The organism is Butyricimonas sp. Marseille-P3923, from assembly GCF_900184685.1.
GTDB classification, from domain to species: domain Bacteria; phylum Bacteroidota; class Bacteroidia; order Bacteroidales; family Marinifilaceae; genus Butyricimonas; species Butyricimonas muris.
The window spans coordinates 2,391,692-2,408,002 of the sequence record NZ_FXXL01000007.1; the positions used below are offsets into that span (position 1 = coordinate 2,391,692).

The 16,311-nt window shown below is 43.1% G+C and carries 17 protein-coding genes; 8 read left to right on the forward strand and 9 right to left on the reverse strand.

Features of this window, described 5'->3' with window-relative positions:
* Positions 1-96 precede the first annotated feature (96 nt).
* From CS948_RS21215 to CS948_RS21240, 6 genes are all read left to right on the forward strand, one after another.
* Positions 97-408, forward strand: coding sequence for a septum formation initiator family protein (locus CS948_RS21215; protein WP_227216794.1), 312 nt, complete (start codon positions 97-99; stop codon positions 406-408).
* A 4-nt stretch (positions 409-412) separates the two neighbouring features.
* Entirely contained in the window at positions 413-838 is a 426-nt protein-coding gene (gene ruvX / locus CS948_RS21220; RefSeq protein WP_099294367.1) for a Holliday junction resolvase RuvX, read from the forward strand.
* 1 nt (position 839) lies between these two features.
* On the forward strand, positions 840-1,394 hold the full coding sequence (gene def / locus CS948_RS21225; RefSeq protein WP_099294369.1) for a peptide deformylase: 555 nt from the start codon (positions 840-842) through the stop codon (positions 1,392-1,394).
* A 14-nt stretch (positions 1,395-1,408) separates the two neighbouring features.
* Positions 1,409-3,352, forward strand: a complete 1,944-nt coding sequence (locus tag CS948_RS21230) for a ComEC/Rec2 family competence protein (protein ID WP_099294371.1) — start codon at positions 1,409-1,411, stop codon at positions 3,350-3,352.
* A gap of 72 nt (positions 3,353-3,424) precedes the next feature.
* On the forward strand, positions 3,425-4,768 hold the full coding sequence (gene trkA / locus CS948_RS21235; RefSeq protein ID WP_099294373.1) for a Trk system potassium transporter TrkA: 1,344 nt from the start codon (positions 3,425-3,427) through the stop codon (positions 4,766-4,768).
* Positions 4,765-6,213 (forward strand): TrkH family potassium uptake protein, encoded by a 1,449-nt coding sequence (locus tag CS948_RS21240; protein WP_099294375.1) that lies wholly within the window; start codon positions 4,765-4,767, stop codon positions 6,211-6,213. Before trkA ends, CS948_RS21240 begins: the two co-directional genes overlap by 4 nt.
* Positions 6,214-6,249: 36 nt before the next feature.
* Here the strand turns inward: CS948_RS21240 and CS948_RS21245 are convergent, their stop codons facing one another.
* The 8 genes from CS948_RS21245 to CS948_RS21280 form a co-directional block, all read right to left on the reverse strand.
* The gene (locus CS948_RS21245) at positions 6,250-6,858 is read right to left on the reverse strand and encodes an L-threonylcarbamoyladenylate synthase (RefSeq protein ID WP_099294377.1); all 609 of its coding nucleotides are present in this window, start codon (positions 6,856-6,858) and stop codon (positions 6,250-6,252) included.
* 10 nt (positions 6,859-6,868) lie between these two features.
* Positions 6,869-7,525 (reverse strand): fructose-6-phosphate aldolase, encoded by a 657-nt coding sequence (gene fsa / locus CS948_RS21250; protein WP_027201604.1) that lies wholly within the window; start codon positions 7,523-7,525, stop codon positions 6,869-6,871.
* A gap of 164 nt (positions 7,526-7,689) precedes the next feature.
* Positions 7,690-8,937: a YeiH family protein gene (locus CS948_RS21255; protein ID WP_099294378.1), complete on the reverse strand. Its 1,248-nt coding sequence runs from the start codon at positions 8,935-8,937 to the stop codon at positions 7,690-7,692.
* A 90-nt stretch (positions 8,938-9,027) separates the two neighbouring features.
* Positions 9,028-9,408 (reverse strand): SRPBCC domain-containing protein, encoded by a 381-nt coding sequence (locus tag CS948_RS21260; RefSeq protein ID WP_099294379.1) that lies wholly within the window; start codon positions 9,406-9,408, stop codon positions 9,028-9,030.
* A gap of 64 nt (positions 9,409-9,472) precedes the next feature.
* Positions 9,473-10,066 (reverse strand): OmpH family outer membrane protein, encoded by a 594-nt coding sequence (locus tag CS948_RS21265; RefSeq protein ID WP_099294381.1) that lies wholly within the window; start codon positions 10,064-10,066, stop codon positions 9,473-9,475.
* Positions 10,067-10,156: 90 nt separating this feature from the next.
* Positions 10,157-10,831, reverse strand: a complete 675-nt coding sequence (locus CS948_RS21270) for a hypothetical protein (protein WP_099294383.1) — start codon at positions 10,829-10,831, stop codon at positions 10,157-10,159.
* Entirely contained in the window at positions 10,818-11,438 is a 621-nt protein-coding gene (locus CS948_RS21275; protein WP_099294385.1) for an RNA polymerase sigma factor, read from the reverse strand. Before CS948_RS21275 ends, CS948_RS21270 begins: the two co-directional genes overlap by 14 nt.
* Positions 11,429-12,559 carry a glycosyltransferase gene (locus CS948_RS21280; RefSeq protein ID WP_099294387.1) on the reverse strand — a complete coding sequence of 377 codons (1,131 nt, stop codon included), beginning with the start codon at positions 12,557-12,559 and terminating at the stop codon, positions 11,429-11,431. The genes CS948_RS21275 and CS948_RS21280 overlap by 10 nt, the downstream gene beginning before the upstream one ends.
* A gap of 130 nt (positions 12,560-12,689) precedes the next feature.
* Here CS948_RS21280 and CS948_RS21285 point away from each other — a divergent pair, with 130 nt between their 5' ends.
* Positions 12,690-13,880, forward strand: a complete 1,191-nt coding sequence (locus CS948_RS21285; protein ID WP_099294389.1) for a 6-phosphofructokinase — start codon at positions 12,690-12,692, stop codon at positions 13,878-13,880.
* 186 nt (positions 13,881-14,066) lie between these two features.
* On the opposite strand, the gene CS948_RS21290 is transcribed toward CS948_RS21285, so the two are convergent.
* Positions 14,067-14,279: a hypothetical protein gene (locus CS948_RS21290; protein ID WP_141561006.1), complete on the reverse strand. Its 213-nt coding sequence runs from the start codon at positions 14,277-14,279 to the stop codon at positions 14,067-14,069.
* Between the two features lie 618 nt (positions 14,280-14,897).
* Here CS948_RS21290 and CS948_RS21295 point away from each other — a divergent pair.
* The gene (locus CS948_RS21295) at positions 14,898-16,259 is read left to right on the forward strand and encodes a TrpB-like pyridoxal phosphate-dependent enzyme (protein ID WP_099294393.1); all 1,362 of its coding nucleotides are present in this window, start codon (positions 14,898-14,900) and stop codon (positions 16,257-16,259) included.
* Positions 16,260-16,311: the final 52 nt, after the last annotated feature.

Consider the following 16,311-nt stretch of genomic DNA (forward strand, 5'->3'; position numbering starts at 1 on the left):
ATAAATATGCAGCGCGAAAACCATGTTTTTGCCTGCTCGGAAAAAAAAATAATGGATAATGGTTCTTAACCGCCTCTTTTTTTGTACCTTTGCACAATGCAAGACGAAAACAAACGATCATCGAGAAATTTGTTTCAGCGATTTGCCAACAAATACACTATCGTGGGGTTGCTATTTGTTATATGGATCGCGTTGTTCGATAAATACAGTTTTATCGATCAGTTACAGTTGCGCTCAAAAATCAGCCAGATGGAGAAAGAAAAAAATTACTACCGGAAAAAGGTTGAAGAAGATAAACGCAAAAAAGATGAATTGTTAGGGAATCGGGATAACCTCGAAAAGTTCGCCAGAGAACAGTACTTGATGAAAAAAGAGAACGAGGATATTTTTATTATCGTAAAGGAATAGGGTATTGGGAAGGATTGTTGCTATTGATTACGGGAAAAAAAGGGTTGGCATAGCGGTCACGGATCCATGCAAGATCATCGCCAACAGTCTAACGACAGTCAAATCACACGAGGTTTTACAATTTCTACAAGATTACTGCTCGAAAGAAAAGGTAGACCTTTTTGTCGTGGGACACCCCAAACAAATGAATAACACGGACTCTGAAAGCATGACTTACATCAAGCCGTTTCTCGTCGCACTCAAACGTAAACTCCCGGACATCCCCATCGTCATGTATGACGAACGCTTCACCTCAGTCTTGGCACACAAGGCGTTGCTAGAAGGAGGAGCCAAGAAAAAACAACGTCAGGATAAAGCAGTTATCGACGCCATCAGTGCCACGATCATATTGCAATCCTACATGGAATCACAAAGAAACATGAATATTTAATATGCTGTTACCTATTTACATTTACGGACATCCGAAACTTCGGAAAGTATCCGAGGACATTACCCCGGAATACGAGGGGTTAAGCAAACTGCTCGATGACATGTGGCAAACCATGTACGAGTCAGACGGGGTGGGATTAGCTGCCCCGCAAGTCGGGAAAAACATACGCATTTTCGTGATTGACGGAAGCCCATTTGAAGAAATTGACCCGGACTGTAAAGATTTCAAGAAAGCTTTTATCAACGCGCATATACTGGAACGTTCCGGGGAAGAGGTGCCTTTCAATGAAGGCTGCTTGAGTATTCCCGGCATTCACGAGGACGTGATGAGAAAAGATCATATAAAAATCGCCTATCGGGACGAGAACTGGGTAGAACACGTGGAAGAATTCACGGGCACCCGCGCACGCATCATCCAACACGAATATGATCACTTGGACGGAATCATGTTCACGGACCACTTGTCTGCTCTGAAAAAACGTTTATTAAAAGGAAAGTTGAGTAATATCAGTGCCGGGAAATTCAAACAAAACTACCGGGTAGTTTTGCCGAAATAGCCGAGGCTACGCCTATGCGTCCCATTCACTGGCATCGGTATCCATTCCTTTTCCTCGTGATTCCTTTAATCGCGGGAATTCTTGCCAGTGAATGGATGTTTGACATTCACTCCCGATTTATCCTTTACTCGATTATAGGCTCACTCCTTCTATTGACAGGAGTTGCCCGTACACGTTACGGAAAATTATTTTCTATTTTCTCGTTTCTGTTCATTTTCTTGACAGGCGTGTATTGCCATCGCCCGCAAAACCTGCCATTCGTGCCGGGTAATGTCTACACGCTGCAAGGACGCTGTGAACGGATCACTCCACCCGACAAAGCAATTATCTCCTCAAACGGGATTCGCATCTTCACGCGATACCGGGATTCTATCCGGTTTTCTGTCGGCGATTCGCTCCTGTTTGACGCCAGAGTCTATTTGCTGTCAGCCACGGGCAATCCACATGAATTTGATTACAACACGTACCTCCGTCACCAAAACATTCAAGCCCAAGCAATTCCGATTTCGACTCCGACACGAATAGGACACTCGGAAGATTTGTACTCTTTTTGTCATTCCCTGCAACAGCATTTGTTACATAAATTGTCAACAGTCGTGCCGGACAGCACAACCTATAACCTGCTTGCAGCCCTCTGTCTTGGAGATCGCCAAAATCTGACTCCCGGCACGAAACAATTATTCCAAGACACGGGAACCATTCACCTGCTTGCCATTTCCGGATTACATATCGGGGCTATTTATCTTTTACTACTTTACGGGTTACGTCTTTTCAAACTACGCGATCGCAGATTCACCCTCGCACTGATTCCATTGTTATGGTTGATCACGGGTATTACCGGCTTATCACCTTCCGCCTGCAGGGCAGCAACTATATTGAGTTTCATTATTATAGGAGAAGCATTCCGTCTGGATTATGTACCTTTAAATGCTATCGCGGCAGCAGCATTCTTCACTTTGCTTATCCAACCGACATTACTGTATTCCGTGAGTTTTCAAATGTCGTATGCCGCCTACACTGGAATTATACTTGTCTATCCGTTAATAACCATTAAGCGTAAGGCGCTTCCCCGGCTCACACGGAAGATATACCCCCTCCTCGCCGTCAGCTTTTCCGCGCAAATTCTGACTCTCCCGATTACTGCATACTATTTCCACACGATCAGTTTAAATGGCATTCTATTCAATCTCGTCGCCGTACCGGTTGCCACACTATTACTCTATCTCGGGGCAATCCTACTCGTGTTACCCTCTCTTATCGGCAGTTATCTCGCGTATCTTGTAACAGGTATCACTCAAATCCTGCTTTATTGCCTCCGAATATTTTCCGGTATCGCCATAAATCTGACAGAATTATACCCGACATCCTTCCATATCATCCTTATATATATTATAACTTTATCATTTATCTTATACGTGACCAGCCGACAACGCCGGATTGCCCACTTGTTTCTAGCCTCGACATGTTTGCTTGTTATTTTCATCTACGGTTACACGTTCCACAAGCAAAACCGACAAGAAATCGTTGTTTACAATAGATATCGTCATTCCGTGATACTCTTGAATCACAAGGGATACTATTCTCTACTGAAAAATACGGATACCATCCCAAGCCAGTTGACATACACGATAGCAAATGACCTGCAACCGCTTCCCGAGCATGACGGATTCATCGGGGACCAAATCATTTACACGAATAAGCAACTGCAAACTCGTAAACAAACAATTACAATTGCAGATGGTACATGTCCCACTATACCCGACCAAGGAATACTCATTATCACGGGAAATATTTTCCCTATCTCGGATACGACACAATCGTCATTTCCAAGTCAAATCATTATAGACCATTCCAATACCCCCCGATGTATCCGGGCATGGGACGAATTTTGCATTCAAAAGCAAATCCCTCTATTTAAAACAAATGAACTAGGCTCTATCGTGATTCCCTTAAAATAAAAATTGGTTCATTTTTCTATGTAATTCGGATTATAATTCTTTATTTTGCCAGTTAATTAACACCTAACGAAAATGGACATAGTAATAGCGGGAGCAGGAGAAGTGGGGACACATCTCGCGACGATGCTTAGTAAGCAGGAACATAATATCATGCTGATCGACAACGACGAAGAAAAGCTGGAATTACTTGGCAGCCAACTCGATGTCATGTCTATCGTGGGATCATGTACTTCTATCGGTGCGCTTAAAGATGCCGGAGTACACAAGTGTGACCTGTTCATCGCGGTAAATCATCAGGAAGATCAAAATATCAACTCTGCCATTTTAGCCAAAAAGTTAGGAGCGAAACAAACTATCGCACGGGTTAACAATAGCGAATATCTGGAGAGCGAAAATACGGAATACTTGAAGATGATCGGTATCGATTCCTTAATCTACCCGGAACGTCTGGCCGCGGAAGAAATCGTTGCTTCCTTGAAGCAAAGCGGTTCCCGCCAGTTACATGAATTTTCCGACGGTCGATTGCAATTACTCGGTATCAAATTATGGGAAAATGCCCCGGTACTCAACCTCACGTTGATCAAAATGGCAGAAAGATACGGGGCACAACATTTCCGTGTCGTTGCCATCAAACGTGCCGAGCGCACTATCATCCCGAGGGGAAATGATTCTTTCCGGTACGGCGATCTTGTTTTCATCGTGACGAAACCTTTCTATGTACCGAATGTATTCGCCCTTTGCGGCAAATCACAATACGAGGTTAAGAATGTCGTTATCGTGGGAGGTTCCCGAATCGGAATAAAGACAGCCTCTTTGCTTGAAAAAAACTACAATGTCAAGATTATAGAAAAAGACCGTGAGAAATGTATCCTTATCGCCGATAAATTAAAATCGACACTGGTAATCAACGGTGACGGTCGCGACCTCGCCTTGCTCCGGGAAGAAGGTATCAAAAATACCGATGCTTTTATCAGCGTCACGCATTCGTCAGAGACAAACATTCTCTCTTGTCTATTAGCCAAAAAGTTAGGAGTTAAAAAAAGTGTTGCCGAAGTTGAGAATATCGACTACATCGACCTTGCCGAAAACATCGGGATCGGAACGCTGGTAAACACTAAATTGATAGCCGCTTCACACATATACCGTTACACCATGAATGTAGACGTGAAACACTTGAAATTCCTCACGTTCTCGGAAGCTGAGGTATTTGAAGTCACGGCAGAAGCGGGTTCCAAAATTACCCGGAAAACATTGGCCGATATGAATTTTCCGGAAAATGCTACTGTCGGGGGAGTCATCCGTAACGGGGATGCCATCATTGCCAAAGGCGACGTGCAGATCGAGGCTGACGACAAAGTTGTCATCTTCGCTCTACCCAGTGCGGTGAAGAAAGTAATCAAATTATTTCAACGATGATCAACTTCAGGTTTATAACCAACATTATAGGAAAACTTTTGCTCGTCGAAAGTGCTTTTCTGATGATCTGTATCATTGTCGCCTTGATATACGGGGAAAATGATATGATGGCATTTACATATTCTACCGCCATCACTCTTGCCGCAGGAAGCCTTATGGCTTTCACGGTCAAGGTAAAAGATCGGGTTCTTGCCAAGAAAGACGGGTATTTTATTGTCACTACCACTTGGGTAATGTTCACCATATTCGGTTGTTTGCCTTTTTTGTTGGGAGGTACGATTCCTTCCATTCCGGATGCTATATTCGAAACCATGTCCGGATTCACGACTACCGGTTCGAGCGTTGTAAATGACATCGAGGCTTTACCACATGCCACGTTATTCTGGCGTTCGCTAACCCAATGGATGGGAGGTATGGGTATTATCGTGCTATTGCTGGCAATACTACCCGGACTCGGTATTGAAGGCCGCGACCTGTTTGTCGCCGAAGTTCCCGGTCCCACGCATGACAAATTCACCGCGACATTCACCTCCACCGCCCGCCGTATGTGGTATCTTTACATATCACTCACGGTAGCCCAGACCTTGTTGTTACTTCTCGGTAAAATGGATTTGTTTGATGCCATCTGCCATTCATTCACGACGATGGCTACCGGGGGATATTCCACGAAACAAGATAGCCTTGCTTATTGGAACTCGGCTTATATACAGTATATTGTCATTATTTTCATGTTTATCGCGGGAACTAACTTTGGTCTGATGTATGTTGCCATTCACGGGAAAATCAAAAAATTATTCCGTGATGAAGAATTTAAACTTTACTTCTTCATCATTCTCATAGCAAGTGCTATGATAGCATGTGTACTATATTTCAAGGGGTATGATGATTTGGAATTAAGCATTCGGGAAGCCCTCTTCCAAGTTGTTTCGATTCTCACGACGACAGGATTTGCCACGGCAGACTATTTGTTATGGCCTCCTTTACTAGGTGTGATTATTTTCGTACTTCTATTTATAGGAGCCTGCGCGGGCTCTACATCCGGCGGTTTAAAATGTATCCGACTGAATCTGCTGTTCAAGAACTCATTTATTGAAATGAAACGCATCATTCACCCGAACGCAATCATTAACGTGAAATACAACGGGAAGAGCATACATCCCAATATAATGACTGGAGTCATGGGTTTCTTTATCCTTTATATCTTCATCTTCGGGATATCCAGTGTTATCATGTCCTTGTTCACGGAAGATATTGCCACGGCTTGTAGTGCTGTTATAACAAGTATGAGTAACGTAGGTCCCGGATTCGGCGAGATTGGCCCCATGAGCAATTTCGCACACTTGAATGACTTCGCGAAAATATTCTTATCCATACTGATGATGGTTGGGCGTTTGGAAGTATTCACCGTACTGGTATTATTCAGTAGAGCTTTCTGGAAGAAATAAATAAAAAAGGACTTCCGCTCGAAGTCCTTTTTTATTTTATAATTCACCTAATCCCTGTCGGGTGACAACAATCTCATCGCCCGTGCAGTCGATAACGGTGGAAGGGATATTATTTCCATAACCGCCGTCGATAACCAAATCGACCAAGCGACCGTATTTCTCGTGGATTAACTCGGGATCAGTGATATATTCTTCAACTTCTCCCTCCTCCGCCTTCACGGATGTTGTCAACAACGGTCCACCTAGCTCGTCCACGATAGCTTGTACGATAAAATTTTTCGGAATACGGATACCGATAGTCTTACGTTTATTCATCAACGCGTTAGGCAATTTGCTCGTGGCAGGCAACACGAAAGTGAAAGGTCCGGGCAAACATTGCTTCATCAACCGGAATTCCTCGTTTGTTACCTTAGCGTATGCCGCGATATTTCCCAAATCTTTGCATATCATCGAGAAATTAGCTTTCTCCGGCTTCACTTTACGTATAGCCGATACTCGCTGCACAGCCTTCACACTATTAATATCACACCCTATCGCGTAAATAGTATCGGTCGGGTAGATGATAATACCACCATCACGTAAGAGCTCAACGATCTTCCGAATTTCCCTATCATTAGGATTATCCTCGAATAAGCGTACAAGCATTATCGCAAATTTATGAATTTACTTTCTTGTGATCTGCCAGAAATGTTGCCAAACCGGAATCTGTCAACGGGTGTTTCAACAATCCTTTGATTGCACTCAACGGACAAGTTGCCACATCAGCACCAGCCTCGATACATTGTATAATATGTTGCGTGTGGCGGATAGAAGCAGCCAAAACCTGCGTATTAAACCCGTAGTAAGCATACATATCCACGATCTTCTCCACCAACTCGATACCGTCGCTACTGATATCATCCAAACGTCCCACGAAAGGCGAAACATACGTGGCACCGGCCTTAGCAGCCAACAATGCCTGTCCCGGAGAGAACACCAACGTGCAATTCGTACGGATACCTTTATTCGTGAAATACTTGATAGCCTTGATTCCGTCAGCAATACAAGGAACTTTTACAACAATATTCGGATGCAAAGCGGCCAGTTCCTCCCCTTCTTTAATCATTCCCTCGTAATCCGTGGCGATTACTTCAGCACTTACATCACCATCCACGATATTGCAAATCTCAACGTAATGTTTTCTACAATTCTCGTCACCTTTAATACCTTCTTTTGCCATTAATGACGGGTTGGTAGTCACTCCATCCAATACTCCCAAGTCATTAGCTTCCCGAATCTGATCAAGATTTGCCGTATCAATAAAAAATTTCATCTTCTATTATTTTTTGCGTTTAACTTCAAAAATTACGGACAAAATTACAAACAATATCGGTAATACAATCATATTTAGTTTATAAAGTTCATAAGGTTCATAAAGTTCATAAAGTTTTTGCTCTTCAACTTTATAAACTTTACAAACCTTATGAACTTTACGAACTATGCTATTAGTCCGAAAAGTATCCAAGCCACTAACAACGTGAACACCACGTTAAAGGCTTGCGCTCCCAAGAAAGCATAAGTAGAACGACGATTTTCTGACGTGATCAGACTCTTGAAATCGGTTTCCAGACCGATAGACATGAAAGCAAGAGCAAACCACATTCCCTGAATATTTTTTAATATAGGCTTTGCTTCAGACACGATTTCCGGGGCCACGAAGAACGAAAAGACAACGGAAGCAGCAACAAATCCCAATACAAATTTGGGAAACCGCAGCCAGATAACCTTTAATGTAGGTTTCTCTTCCGCCACCTCTTTCTTCGAGTACGACCAATATATACTAATCAGAAAAGCGGCAACACCCAAAAGCACATTTTGCGAGAACTTCACGATAGTACTCGTTTGTAACGCCACCTCCCCGTATATGGCTCCCGTCGCTGCCACGGCTCCTGTCGTGTCGATTGTCCCCCCGATCCAAGCACCTGCCATATCTTCCGGCAACCCCATCAGCTTCGCCAGTCCCGGCATAATTAAAATCATCGGGACAGCCACCACCAATACCAGAGATACCACGTAAGACAATTTCTTCTTATCTCCTTTAATCGCACCGGCTGTCGCGACAGCCGCCGAAACACCACAAATAGAAACGGCACTGGAAAGCATCAATGACATCTCTTTATCAATCTTCATCTTTCGACACAACCAGAAACAGAAGTTCCAAACGGTGAAAACAACCACGCAAGACTGTATCAAACCTAACGAACCGGCTTTCAACAAATCACCGAAAAGTACGGAAGTTCCCAACAATACCAACCCGATTTTCACGAACAATTCTGAAGAAAGTGATTCCTTCAACCACTTGGGAATAGAAAACACGTTACTAATAAAAAGCCCGATCAAAAGACTGAATATCACGGTTTCGAAACCCCAATCTTTCAGAAACTTATTTCCCCCGACAACCATAGCCAGAAGAGTCAGAAAGAATACCACGGGAAAACTGGCCGCGATCATCTTAAACTTTTTCCCTGCCAACATTCCTGCCAGCAACGCCATGAAAAACATGAAGCAGAATACAATCAAAGCATGCCCCACATTATCCAGAGTAAATACCTTATTCATTAATGCATCGGCATCAGGCCAACTGAACGAAGGCCAATGCGGTTTCAATTGAAATACAATCAAAAGGATGATAAACCACCCGACGATAGTAGAAGTCCAATCTTCCGAAATCTTTAACTTGCTCATGCAAAATAATCTATTAGTTAGTGAATAATTTACAAGACAAAATTACTATCCGGATTCGGATGTATAATCCGTATTTTTACTGATTTACGATTAGTACATTTCCAACATACCTTTTATAGAGCCCAAGTAATACTCTTTCCATCCCTCCACGATTTCCTCGAACACGTCATCAGGAATATTCGTGTGTTCCAGTTCTACCTGAGTCTGTTCTCCGACTTTCTTCAGTTTCAACGTCACAATGGAACGTTCTGCCGTATCACCGAAGAACCACTCTTGTACAAGCAGACGATTCGGTTTCACTTCCAGATTTACCCCGCATATATCACCTTCCCACAAGGAAAACACAAATCCTTCTTCCGCTTTCATCTCGGCAGGATAACCACTCCATATCTCTATCTGGAAAGGATTTGTCAACGCAGTGAACACCTCTTCCGAGTCTGCCGCAATATCAACCGTATATTCAAAATTCATTTTCTTTCTATTAGATAAAAGAAAAGGCTGATTTCTCAGCCTTCCCCCGTATATTATTAAACGCTTATTTCTTTTGATATTGGGCATTCAACAAGTTTACCACCTCGTTGGTAATATTAAAACCATCTTGGGCAAACAACACGTTTCCGCCTAAAGTAGTACTTAATATCAACTGATAGCCTCTTGATTTATTATAATCCGTCAAGAAATTTGTAATGGCATCGTACAACTTACGATTGATTTCCATTTGTTCCCGTTGAGCGTTCTCGCTCATTTCCTGTTGCAGTTTTTGCAGATTCTGCTGTTTAATCAACAACTCCGTTTGAGCCTGTTCGGCTCTTTCGCGAGTAAGGAATCCACCATTCTCTGCTTTATGTTGAAACTCGGCAATTTCGCGATCAAGATTTTTTGCTTTCACGTTCAATTCCGTGCGATTTGCTTCGAGCTTTTTCAAAAATGCCTCATTTAACTCCCTTGATTGAGTATACTTATTAAGCAATGTATCCATGTTAATGTAGACTATTTTTGCATCCGCATTTACAGTTGCAACCCCGTCTTGACTGCTCGTACTCTTACTACTCCCGGAGAAATGTAATATGTATAAAACAATTACGGCAATCAACAATAACACATTTAATCCTATCGACAAATTCTTCATAAAAACGTAACTTTGATATTAATAAATTGCTTCACTGGAAACTCTGCCCACACGTGGCTTGTTTCAAATACAAAGATAATCTTTCTTCCTTTAGTTATCCGTTTTTTCTCTTTTTTCTATATAAAAAATTTTCTTTAACAAGTCTATTTCCTGTGCTCTTATCACTTTCCCTTTATCCGCCATACGCCGTGACCGCATTAAACCTTTCAACGCCGTGTAAGACTGCGTTCCTATCCCCAGCTTAACATCAACCATACCTTTCATCTCCACTTTTCGGGCTAAATCGGAGATAACCATCTTCTGGTTCATCTCCCGATCCATCTCTTTCACGGGGCGGGATGCCGCGTTAACAGCACCTTTCATATTATTATGGGCAGTGATCAGATCGGAATTCATTTTGAAATCTTCCATGAAGAAACGGGGCAACACAACGACTTCAGCCAATTGAATCGTATCCCGTACCATAAAAATGCCTAAAAGATAATCATCCTTTTTCAAAGTATCGGAAACAACAATTCGCACGGGTTCAAAACCAACGTGCGAAAAATACAACGTGTCGCCGACCTTTACATGCACGAAAAATCGTCCTTGGTTATCCACGCCCCGAACCACCTGCCCAAAACGATAAATCGCATCAGGTAGAGGCTGTACGCTATCTCGGTCACAAATCACCCCCGTAACAAATATATCCCGGTCATTCGTGTCTTGCCCCCGTAAACCAAGGCATAAAAAAATCAGAAGGATAAAAAGGCTATGCCCTCTCATTTTCTCTGGCTATTTCCGTGTTCTGCAAAATATTCAGCAACAACTCCCTAGCCCGAAATAATTGAGCTTTCACGGTCCCTAGCGGGATTGCCAGTTCCTGTGCAATTTCTTCGTAAGAATACTCCTCAAAATAACGTAATTCTATCAATTGACGGTAACGGCCTTTCAGCATAGCGACTTTTTCCCGCATGAACTCAGCCCGTTGCTTGCGTATCGTTTCCTCTTCCGGGGTCAGTACGTCAGCCGGCACACTATTAATATACCCGCGATCGTCAGGATTAATATCATCCTTATCCAAGGAAACAATTTTCGCTTTCTTCTTCCGAATAAAATCAATCGTGTTATTAGAAGCGATTTTAAACAACCAAGTACTGAATGCAAACTGAGGCGAATAGTAATTCAAACTCGCAAAAGCCTTCTCGAATGCCTCGAACATCAAGTCCTCCGCATCCGTTCTGTTATTCACCATCTTCAGTATCATAAAGTACACTGAGTCCTTATACCGCTTAAATAATTCGGCATAGGCTTTTTCATCTCCCGTTATTGCTCTTTTCACGACTTTGTAATCGTAGAGAGCTTTCTCTGACAAGTTGTTATTTAGCTCCATTTCTTTTTGTTAAAAAATGAATATCCATTCCAGTACCATCGATAAACAAAACCGACGGTACTAATAATAAACGAAGTTAGGAATAATTTTTTTTGTTTCAGACAAATAGCGCAAATATTTAGCAAAACAAAATCTGTTAAAAATGCCATAATCATTATCGCGAACAAATATACCGGATACACGCCCGTGAAAATCAAACAAATAGAGAGCGTGTAAAAAATTAAACGCACTATCATACCTTTATCTATTCCTAATCTCTCCGTCATTGTCAATCTCATCTTACTAGCATAATAATACGATATTTCGTTTACCTCTCCTTTTTTGTCACTTTTATCAATTATCACGTACGTATCCGGACACTTTATTGTTCTAACCGTTCCGAACTTCGATAATTCATTAACCATATCATTATCATATCCCAAATACGATTGTGAGTTCTTCGCGAATCCGCGGTTTTTAATGTAATACGATTTTCGGTAAGCCATGTTACATCCATCACCGAAAATATATTTTTTATTTTTTACCAAGACTAACATTTCTAAAAAACGGAGAAAGCGGAAAGCCCGCCATGTAGTGATATTATGCTCACCCGGGGCGTAATTTGCGTAACCGACAACTACCGCCGTGTTTTCATCAAAATAAGATTGCATAGTCTCCACCCAATGCATCGTGGCAGGGCGACAGTGTATCTCGGAGAACAACAGAATATCATATTTTGCCGCGAGTACACCTATATTTATGGCTAATTTTTTCGTGAAACGAAATTTCGTGTCGGGAAAAATACGCGTACACCGCAACTCCGGATAATCTTTCTGAATCTCCGCCAACACATCCTGCGTGTCATCCTCCGAACATTCATCCACCACAATAACCTCGTATTTACCATAGGCTTGCATCAAGAAACTAGGCAAATTTTTCCTTAAAGCCTCCGCGTTATTATGAGCGGTAATAATAACGGATACCCCCTCCCCTTCCGGCTTACCAAACGGTTTATCCTTCCGGGACACAATTATCACCCGTCGAATAATCAAGTACATATATATACATAACAACACGAGCAATGCGATTGCCCCGTACTTCAATATACCCGACTCTTCCCAAAAAACAAGCAAACTCTCCATTTTTCAAATAATATATGTTTTCTCGATAAAAAACGGACAAATATACTGACTTTAATAAGGAAATTAACGTATTAATTAAATTAATTCATGTATATTAGTTCGATTTTACTAACATAAAGCTACTACAATTATGGTACTACAAAAAACAAGAGGAATCATAGGAATACTCACCGGAGGAGGCGATGTTCCCGGCTTGAACCCCGCTATACGGGCGGTAACCATCAGAGCCTTGCGCGAAGGATATAAAGTAATCGGAATACGACGAGGTTGGGGTGGTCTGATAGACATCGTGCGGGACCCGGAATACGATAACTCCAACAATTTCTTCGAGTTAACCGAAGAAATCGTGAACAAAGCAGGGCGCACGGGAGGTACATTTCTTCACACGTCACGCACGCGGGCTTCACACGTTCCGAGGGCTAACGTGCCGAAACACCTGCAAGAACAATACTCGGACGATATCAATGATTTAACCCCGGAGGTTCTGAAAAATCTCGAATTTATGGGGATAGATTACCTGATACCGATCGGGGGTGACGACACACTGAGTTACGCCGTCCGTCTGAGCAAAGAAAGTGTCAAGGTGGTCGCCATTCCCAAGACAATGGACAATGACGTACCGGGAACCGATTATTGCATCGGTTTCAGCACTTGCATCACCAGAACGATTTCACTCACGCATGACTTGCGCACTTCTGCCGGATCACACGAACGTATTCTCGTGCTGGAAGTATTCGGGCGTTATGCCGGTTTCACCGCCATGCTACCCACGCTGGCAGGTGCGGCCAATCGTTGCGTGATCCCGGAATACGAATTCAATATCGAGCGCCTAACCGAATTACTTTGTGAAGACCGTTTCACGAACCCAAGCAAATACTCGGTAGTCCTCGTGTCGGAAGGGGCAACTTTCTGCGGCGGGAACATGATATTCCAAAGCGAAGAAACAGACATGTTCGGGCACAAGAAGCTGGGAGGCATCGGGAACATGATTTCCGAACAACTCAAGGAACTTACCCCGCAATTCAATCACGGGCAAGTGATCAACACGATAACCCAAAAACTGGGTTATCTTGTACGCTGCGGAGATCCGGACGCACTTGATTCCATCGTTCCCATGGCATACGGTAACCTTGCACTTGACTTGATAAATAAAGGATTGCACGGGCGACTGGTTATCCTGCGTAACGGACGCTATGACAACGCTCCCATCGAAATCGTGACCAGCAGCAAGAAACTCGTGGATGTCCAGAAATTCTACAACACGGACAGACTACGTCCCAAATACAACAGTTTCGAATTTATGCCACAAATGATACTATAAAGGAGGTGTGTTTTGACACACTTCCAGTCTGTAATGTCCATAAAGTCGAGCCTTCGGCTCCTAAAGTCTGTAAAGTCCATGATTTATAACATAATGATATAAATCAATTCTTTCGATACATTTGACCTTACGACATTATGGACTTTCAGACCTTATGGACGAGAGGGGGTGTTTCGCCCCCCTCCTTTACTTTTTCACTTTCACCGCGGTAGAATCAGGTGCAATACTATCCACCTCCACGACTACCTCCGACTCCTCGATGACAGTGCCCGTCGGTTGCTGGGCTTGATTACCCGATTGTACCTTACTCTTCTGGCTATTCCCGCAAGAAGCCAATGCCAATCCGGCAACAATAGTCACCATGCAAATCCATCCAATTCTTCCAAAAGTTCTCATCATAATTAATTTTAGTTTAGCTAGAATACAATAATAAATACTACGAGCATAATTGACAATATGTTACAAAAATAAGGTGGGTAACCATCACGGCCCCACCTTGACAAATTTAGAATTTTCAAAAATTGTTACGGAAAACATAACAATATCTTACTTGCATCGTTTAAACTAACAAAAGAAATGCCTCCGGCTTCTTATTAAACTAAGATCCCACTCCGAATTTAATAAAACGTGCATAGCACACCGGAGGCAATCTCTTCTGTGCAATACACGTTCATTTATCTTAATTCGAGTGGGATGCTGCAAATGTAAGCAATTAATTCCATAAACGGCAATAGTGAAGCGTTATTTTCGTGAAAGAATTAATACCTGACAACATTATTTTTTACTTTGAATTTGGAAAAAAGAAAATCAATGCCTAGTTTTGCACCGAACAAAGAGAAAGAAAGATTATGATATACAATCAACACATAGCCCTTACTTGGTGGTGGCACCTCTTTAAACTTCATAGTAAACAATGAGGTTATGTGATTGTATTGCATAATTGAAGATATAGAGAGAGCCTATTGTTTACTAGCAATAGGCTCTCTTCTTTTTTATTCACTATTAAAATCAGAAAACATGAAACAGATCAAGAAAATCCTGCTCACGGAGCAAGAAATGCCGACAACATGGTATAACATCGCGGCCGACATGCCGAACAAGCCTCTCCCCCCGCTTCACCCGGGCACGAAACAACCGTTGAAGCCAGAAGACCTTTACCCGCTGTTTGCCGAAGAACTGGCAAAACAAGAATTTTCCACGGAACGGTATATCGAGATCCCCGACGAAGTACAAGACTTGTACAAAATCTGGAGATCAACCCCTCTCGTGCGGGCTTACGCGTTGGAAAAAGCTCTCGACACCCCGGCAAAAATCTATTTCAAAAACGAGGGAACGAGTCCTGCCGGTTCACACAAACCGAACACGGCAATCGCTCAAGCCTATTACAATTATAAACAGGGAATCAAACGAATCACCACGGAAACCGGTGGCGGACAATGGGGTACGGCACTCAGTTTTGCCTGCCAGCATTTCGGTCTGGACCTGAAAGTCTTCATGGTCAAGGTCAGCTACAACCAGAAACCCTACCGCAAACTCATGATGAACACGTGGGGTTCCGACGTGATCCCCTCCCCGAGCGAACTGACGGCAGCCGGAAGAAAGATATTGAGTGAATTTCCCGATTCCCCCGGCAGCTTGGGAATAGCCATTTCCGAAGCCGTTGAATTAGCCGCGCAAGACCCGCTGACGAATTACTCCCTCGGAAGCGTGTTGAACCACGTGTTGTTACACCAGACAATCATCGGAGAGGAAGCACTGTTACAAATGGAGAAAGCGGGAGATGAACCGGATATCGTGATCGGTTGCTTTGGCGGCGGTTCTAACTTCGCCGGAATCAGTTTCCCCTTTATCCGTCGCAACTTGAAAGAAGGTAAACACACCCGGGTTATCGCCGTGGAACCTCAATCCTGCCCGAAACTCACTCGCGGAAAATTCCAGTATGACTTCGGCGACACCGTCGGTCTCACGCCATTACTCCCCATGTACACGCTGGGACACGACTTCCAACCGGCAAGTATTCACGCGGGTGGCCTGCGTTATCACGGCGCAGGAGTTCTGGTCAGTCAATTATTGAAAGATCAACTCATGGAAGCCGTCGCGATACCCCAACTGGAAACATTCGAGGCAGGAATCCTGTTCGCTAAAACCGAAGGCATCATTCCCGCACCGGAATCCACCCATGCCATCGCCCAAGCTATTCGCGAAGCAAAAATCGCCAAGGAAGAAGGGAAAGCTAAAACAATCCTTTTCAACCTATCCGGACACGGAATGATCGATTTATTCGCTTACGAGCAATACCTTGGAGGTAACTTGCAAAATTTCGAACTTTCAGATCAGGAGATCGCTCAATCGTTGAATAAACTGGAGAAACTCATGTGAAGAGCAAATAAGTCCGTAAAGCCTATAAGGTCCATAAGGTCAAAAGTCCATT

What these genes read in the sequence shown, in the direction of transcription:
- CS948_RS21215 (WP_227216794.1), top strand. Translation starts at nt 97, where the DNA reads ATGCAAGACGAAAACAAACGATCATCGAGAAATTTGTTTCAGCGATTT.
- def (WP_099294369.1), top strand. Translation starts at nt 840, where the DNA reads ATGCTGTTACCTATTTACATTTACGGACATCCGAAACTTCGGAAAGTA.
- CS948_RS21230 (WP_099294371.1), top strand. Translation starts at nt 1,409, where the DNA reads ATGCGTCCCATTCACTGGCATCGGTATCCATTCCTTTTCCTCGTGATT.
- trkA (WP_099294373.1), top strand. Translation starts at nt 3,425, where the DNA reads ATGGACATAGTAATAGCGGGAGCAGGAGAAGTGGGGACACATCTCGCG.
- CS948_RS21240 (WP_099294375.1), top strand. Translation starts at nt 4,765, where the DNA reads ATGATCAACTTCAGGTTTATAACCAACATTATAGGAAAACTTTTGCTC.
- CS948_RS21245 (WP_099294377.1), bottom strand. Translation starts at nt 6,858, where the DNA reads ATGCTTGTACGCTTATTCGAGGATAATCCTAATGATAGGGAAATTCGG.
- fsa (WP_027201604.1), bottom strand. Translation starts at nt 7,525, where the DNA reads ATGAAATTTTTTATTGATACGGCAAATCTTGATCAGATTCGGGAAGCT.
- CS948_RS21255 (WP_099294378.1), bottom strand. Translation starts at nt 8,937, where the DNA reads ATGAGCAAGTTAAAGATTTCGGAAGATTGGACTTCTACTATCGTCGGG.
- CS948_RS21260 (WP_099294379.1), bottom strand. Translation starts at nt 9,408, where the DNA reads ATGAATTTTGAATATACGGTTGATATTGCGGCAGACTCGGAAGAGGTG.
- CS948_RS21265 (WP_099294381.1), bottom strand. Translation starts at nt 10,066, where the DNA reads ATGAAGAATTTGTCGATAGGATTAAATGTGTTATTGTTGATTGCCGTA.
- CS948_RS21270 (WP_099294383.1), bottom strand. Translation starts at nt 10,831, where the DNA reads ATGAGAGGGCATAGCCTTTTTATCCTTCTGATTTTTTTATGCCTTGGT.
- CS948_RS21275 (WP_099294385.1), bottom strand. Translation starts at nt 11,438, where the DNA reads ATGGAGCTAAATAACAACTTGTCAGAGAAAGCTCTCTACGATTACAAA.
- CS948_RS21280 (WP_099294387.1), bottom strand. Translation starts at nt 12,559, where the DNA reads ATGGAGAGTTTGCTTGTTTTTTGGGAAGAGTCGGGTATATTGAAGTAC.
- CS948_RS21285 (WP_099294389.1), top strand. Translation starts at nt 12,690, where the DNA reads ATGGTACTACAAAAAACAAGAGGAATCATAGGAATACTCACCGGAGGA.
- CS948_RS21290 (WP_141561006.1), bottom strand. Translation starts at nt 14,279, where the DNA reads ATGATGAGAACTTTTGGAAGAATTGGATGGATTTGCATGGTGACTATT.
- CS948_RS21295 (WP_099294393.1), top strand. Translation starts at nt 14,898, where the DNA reads ATGAAACAGATCAAGAAAATCCTGCTCACGGAGCAAGAAATGCCGACA.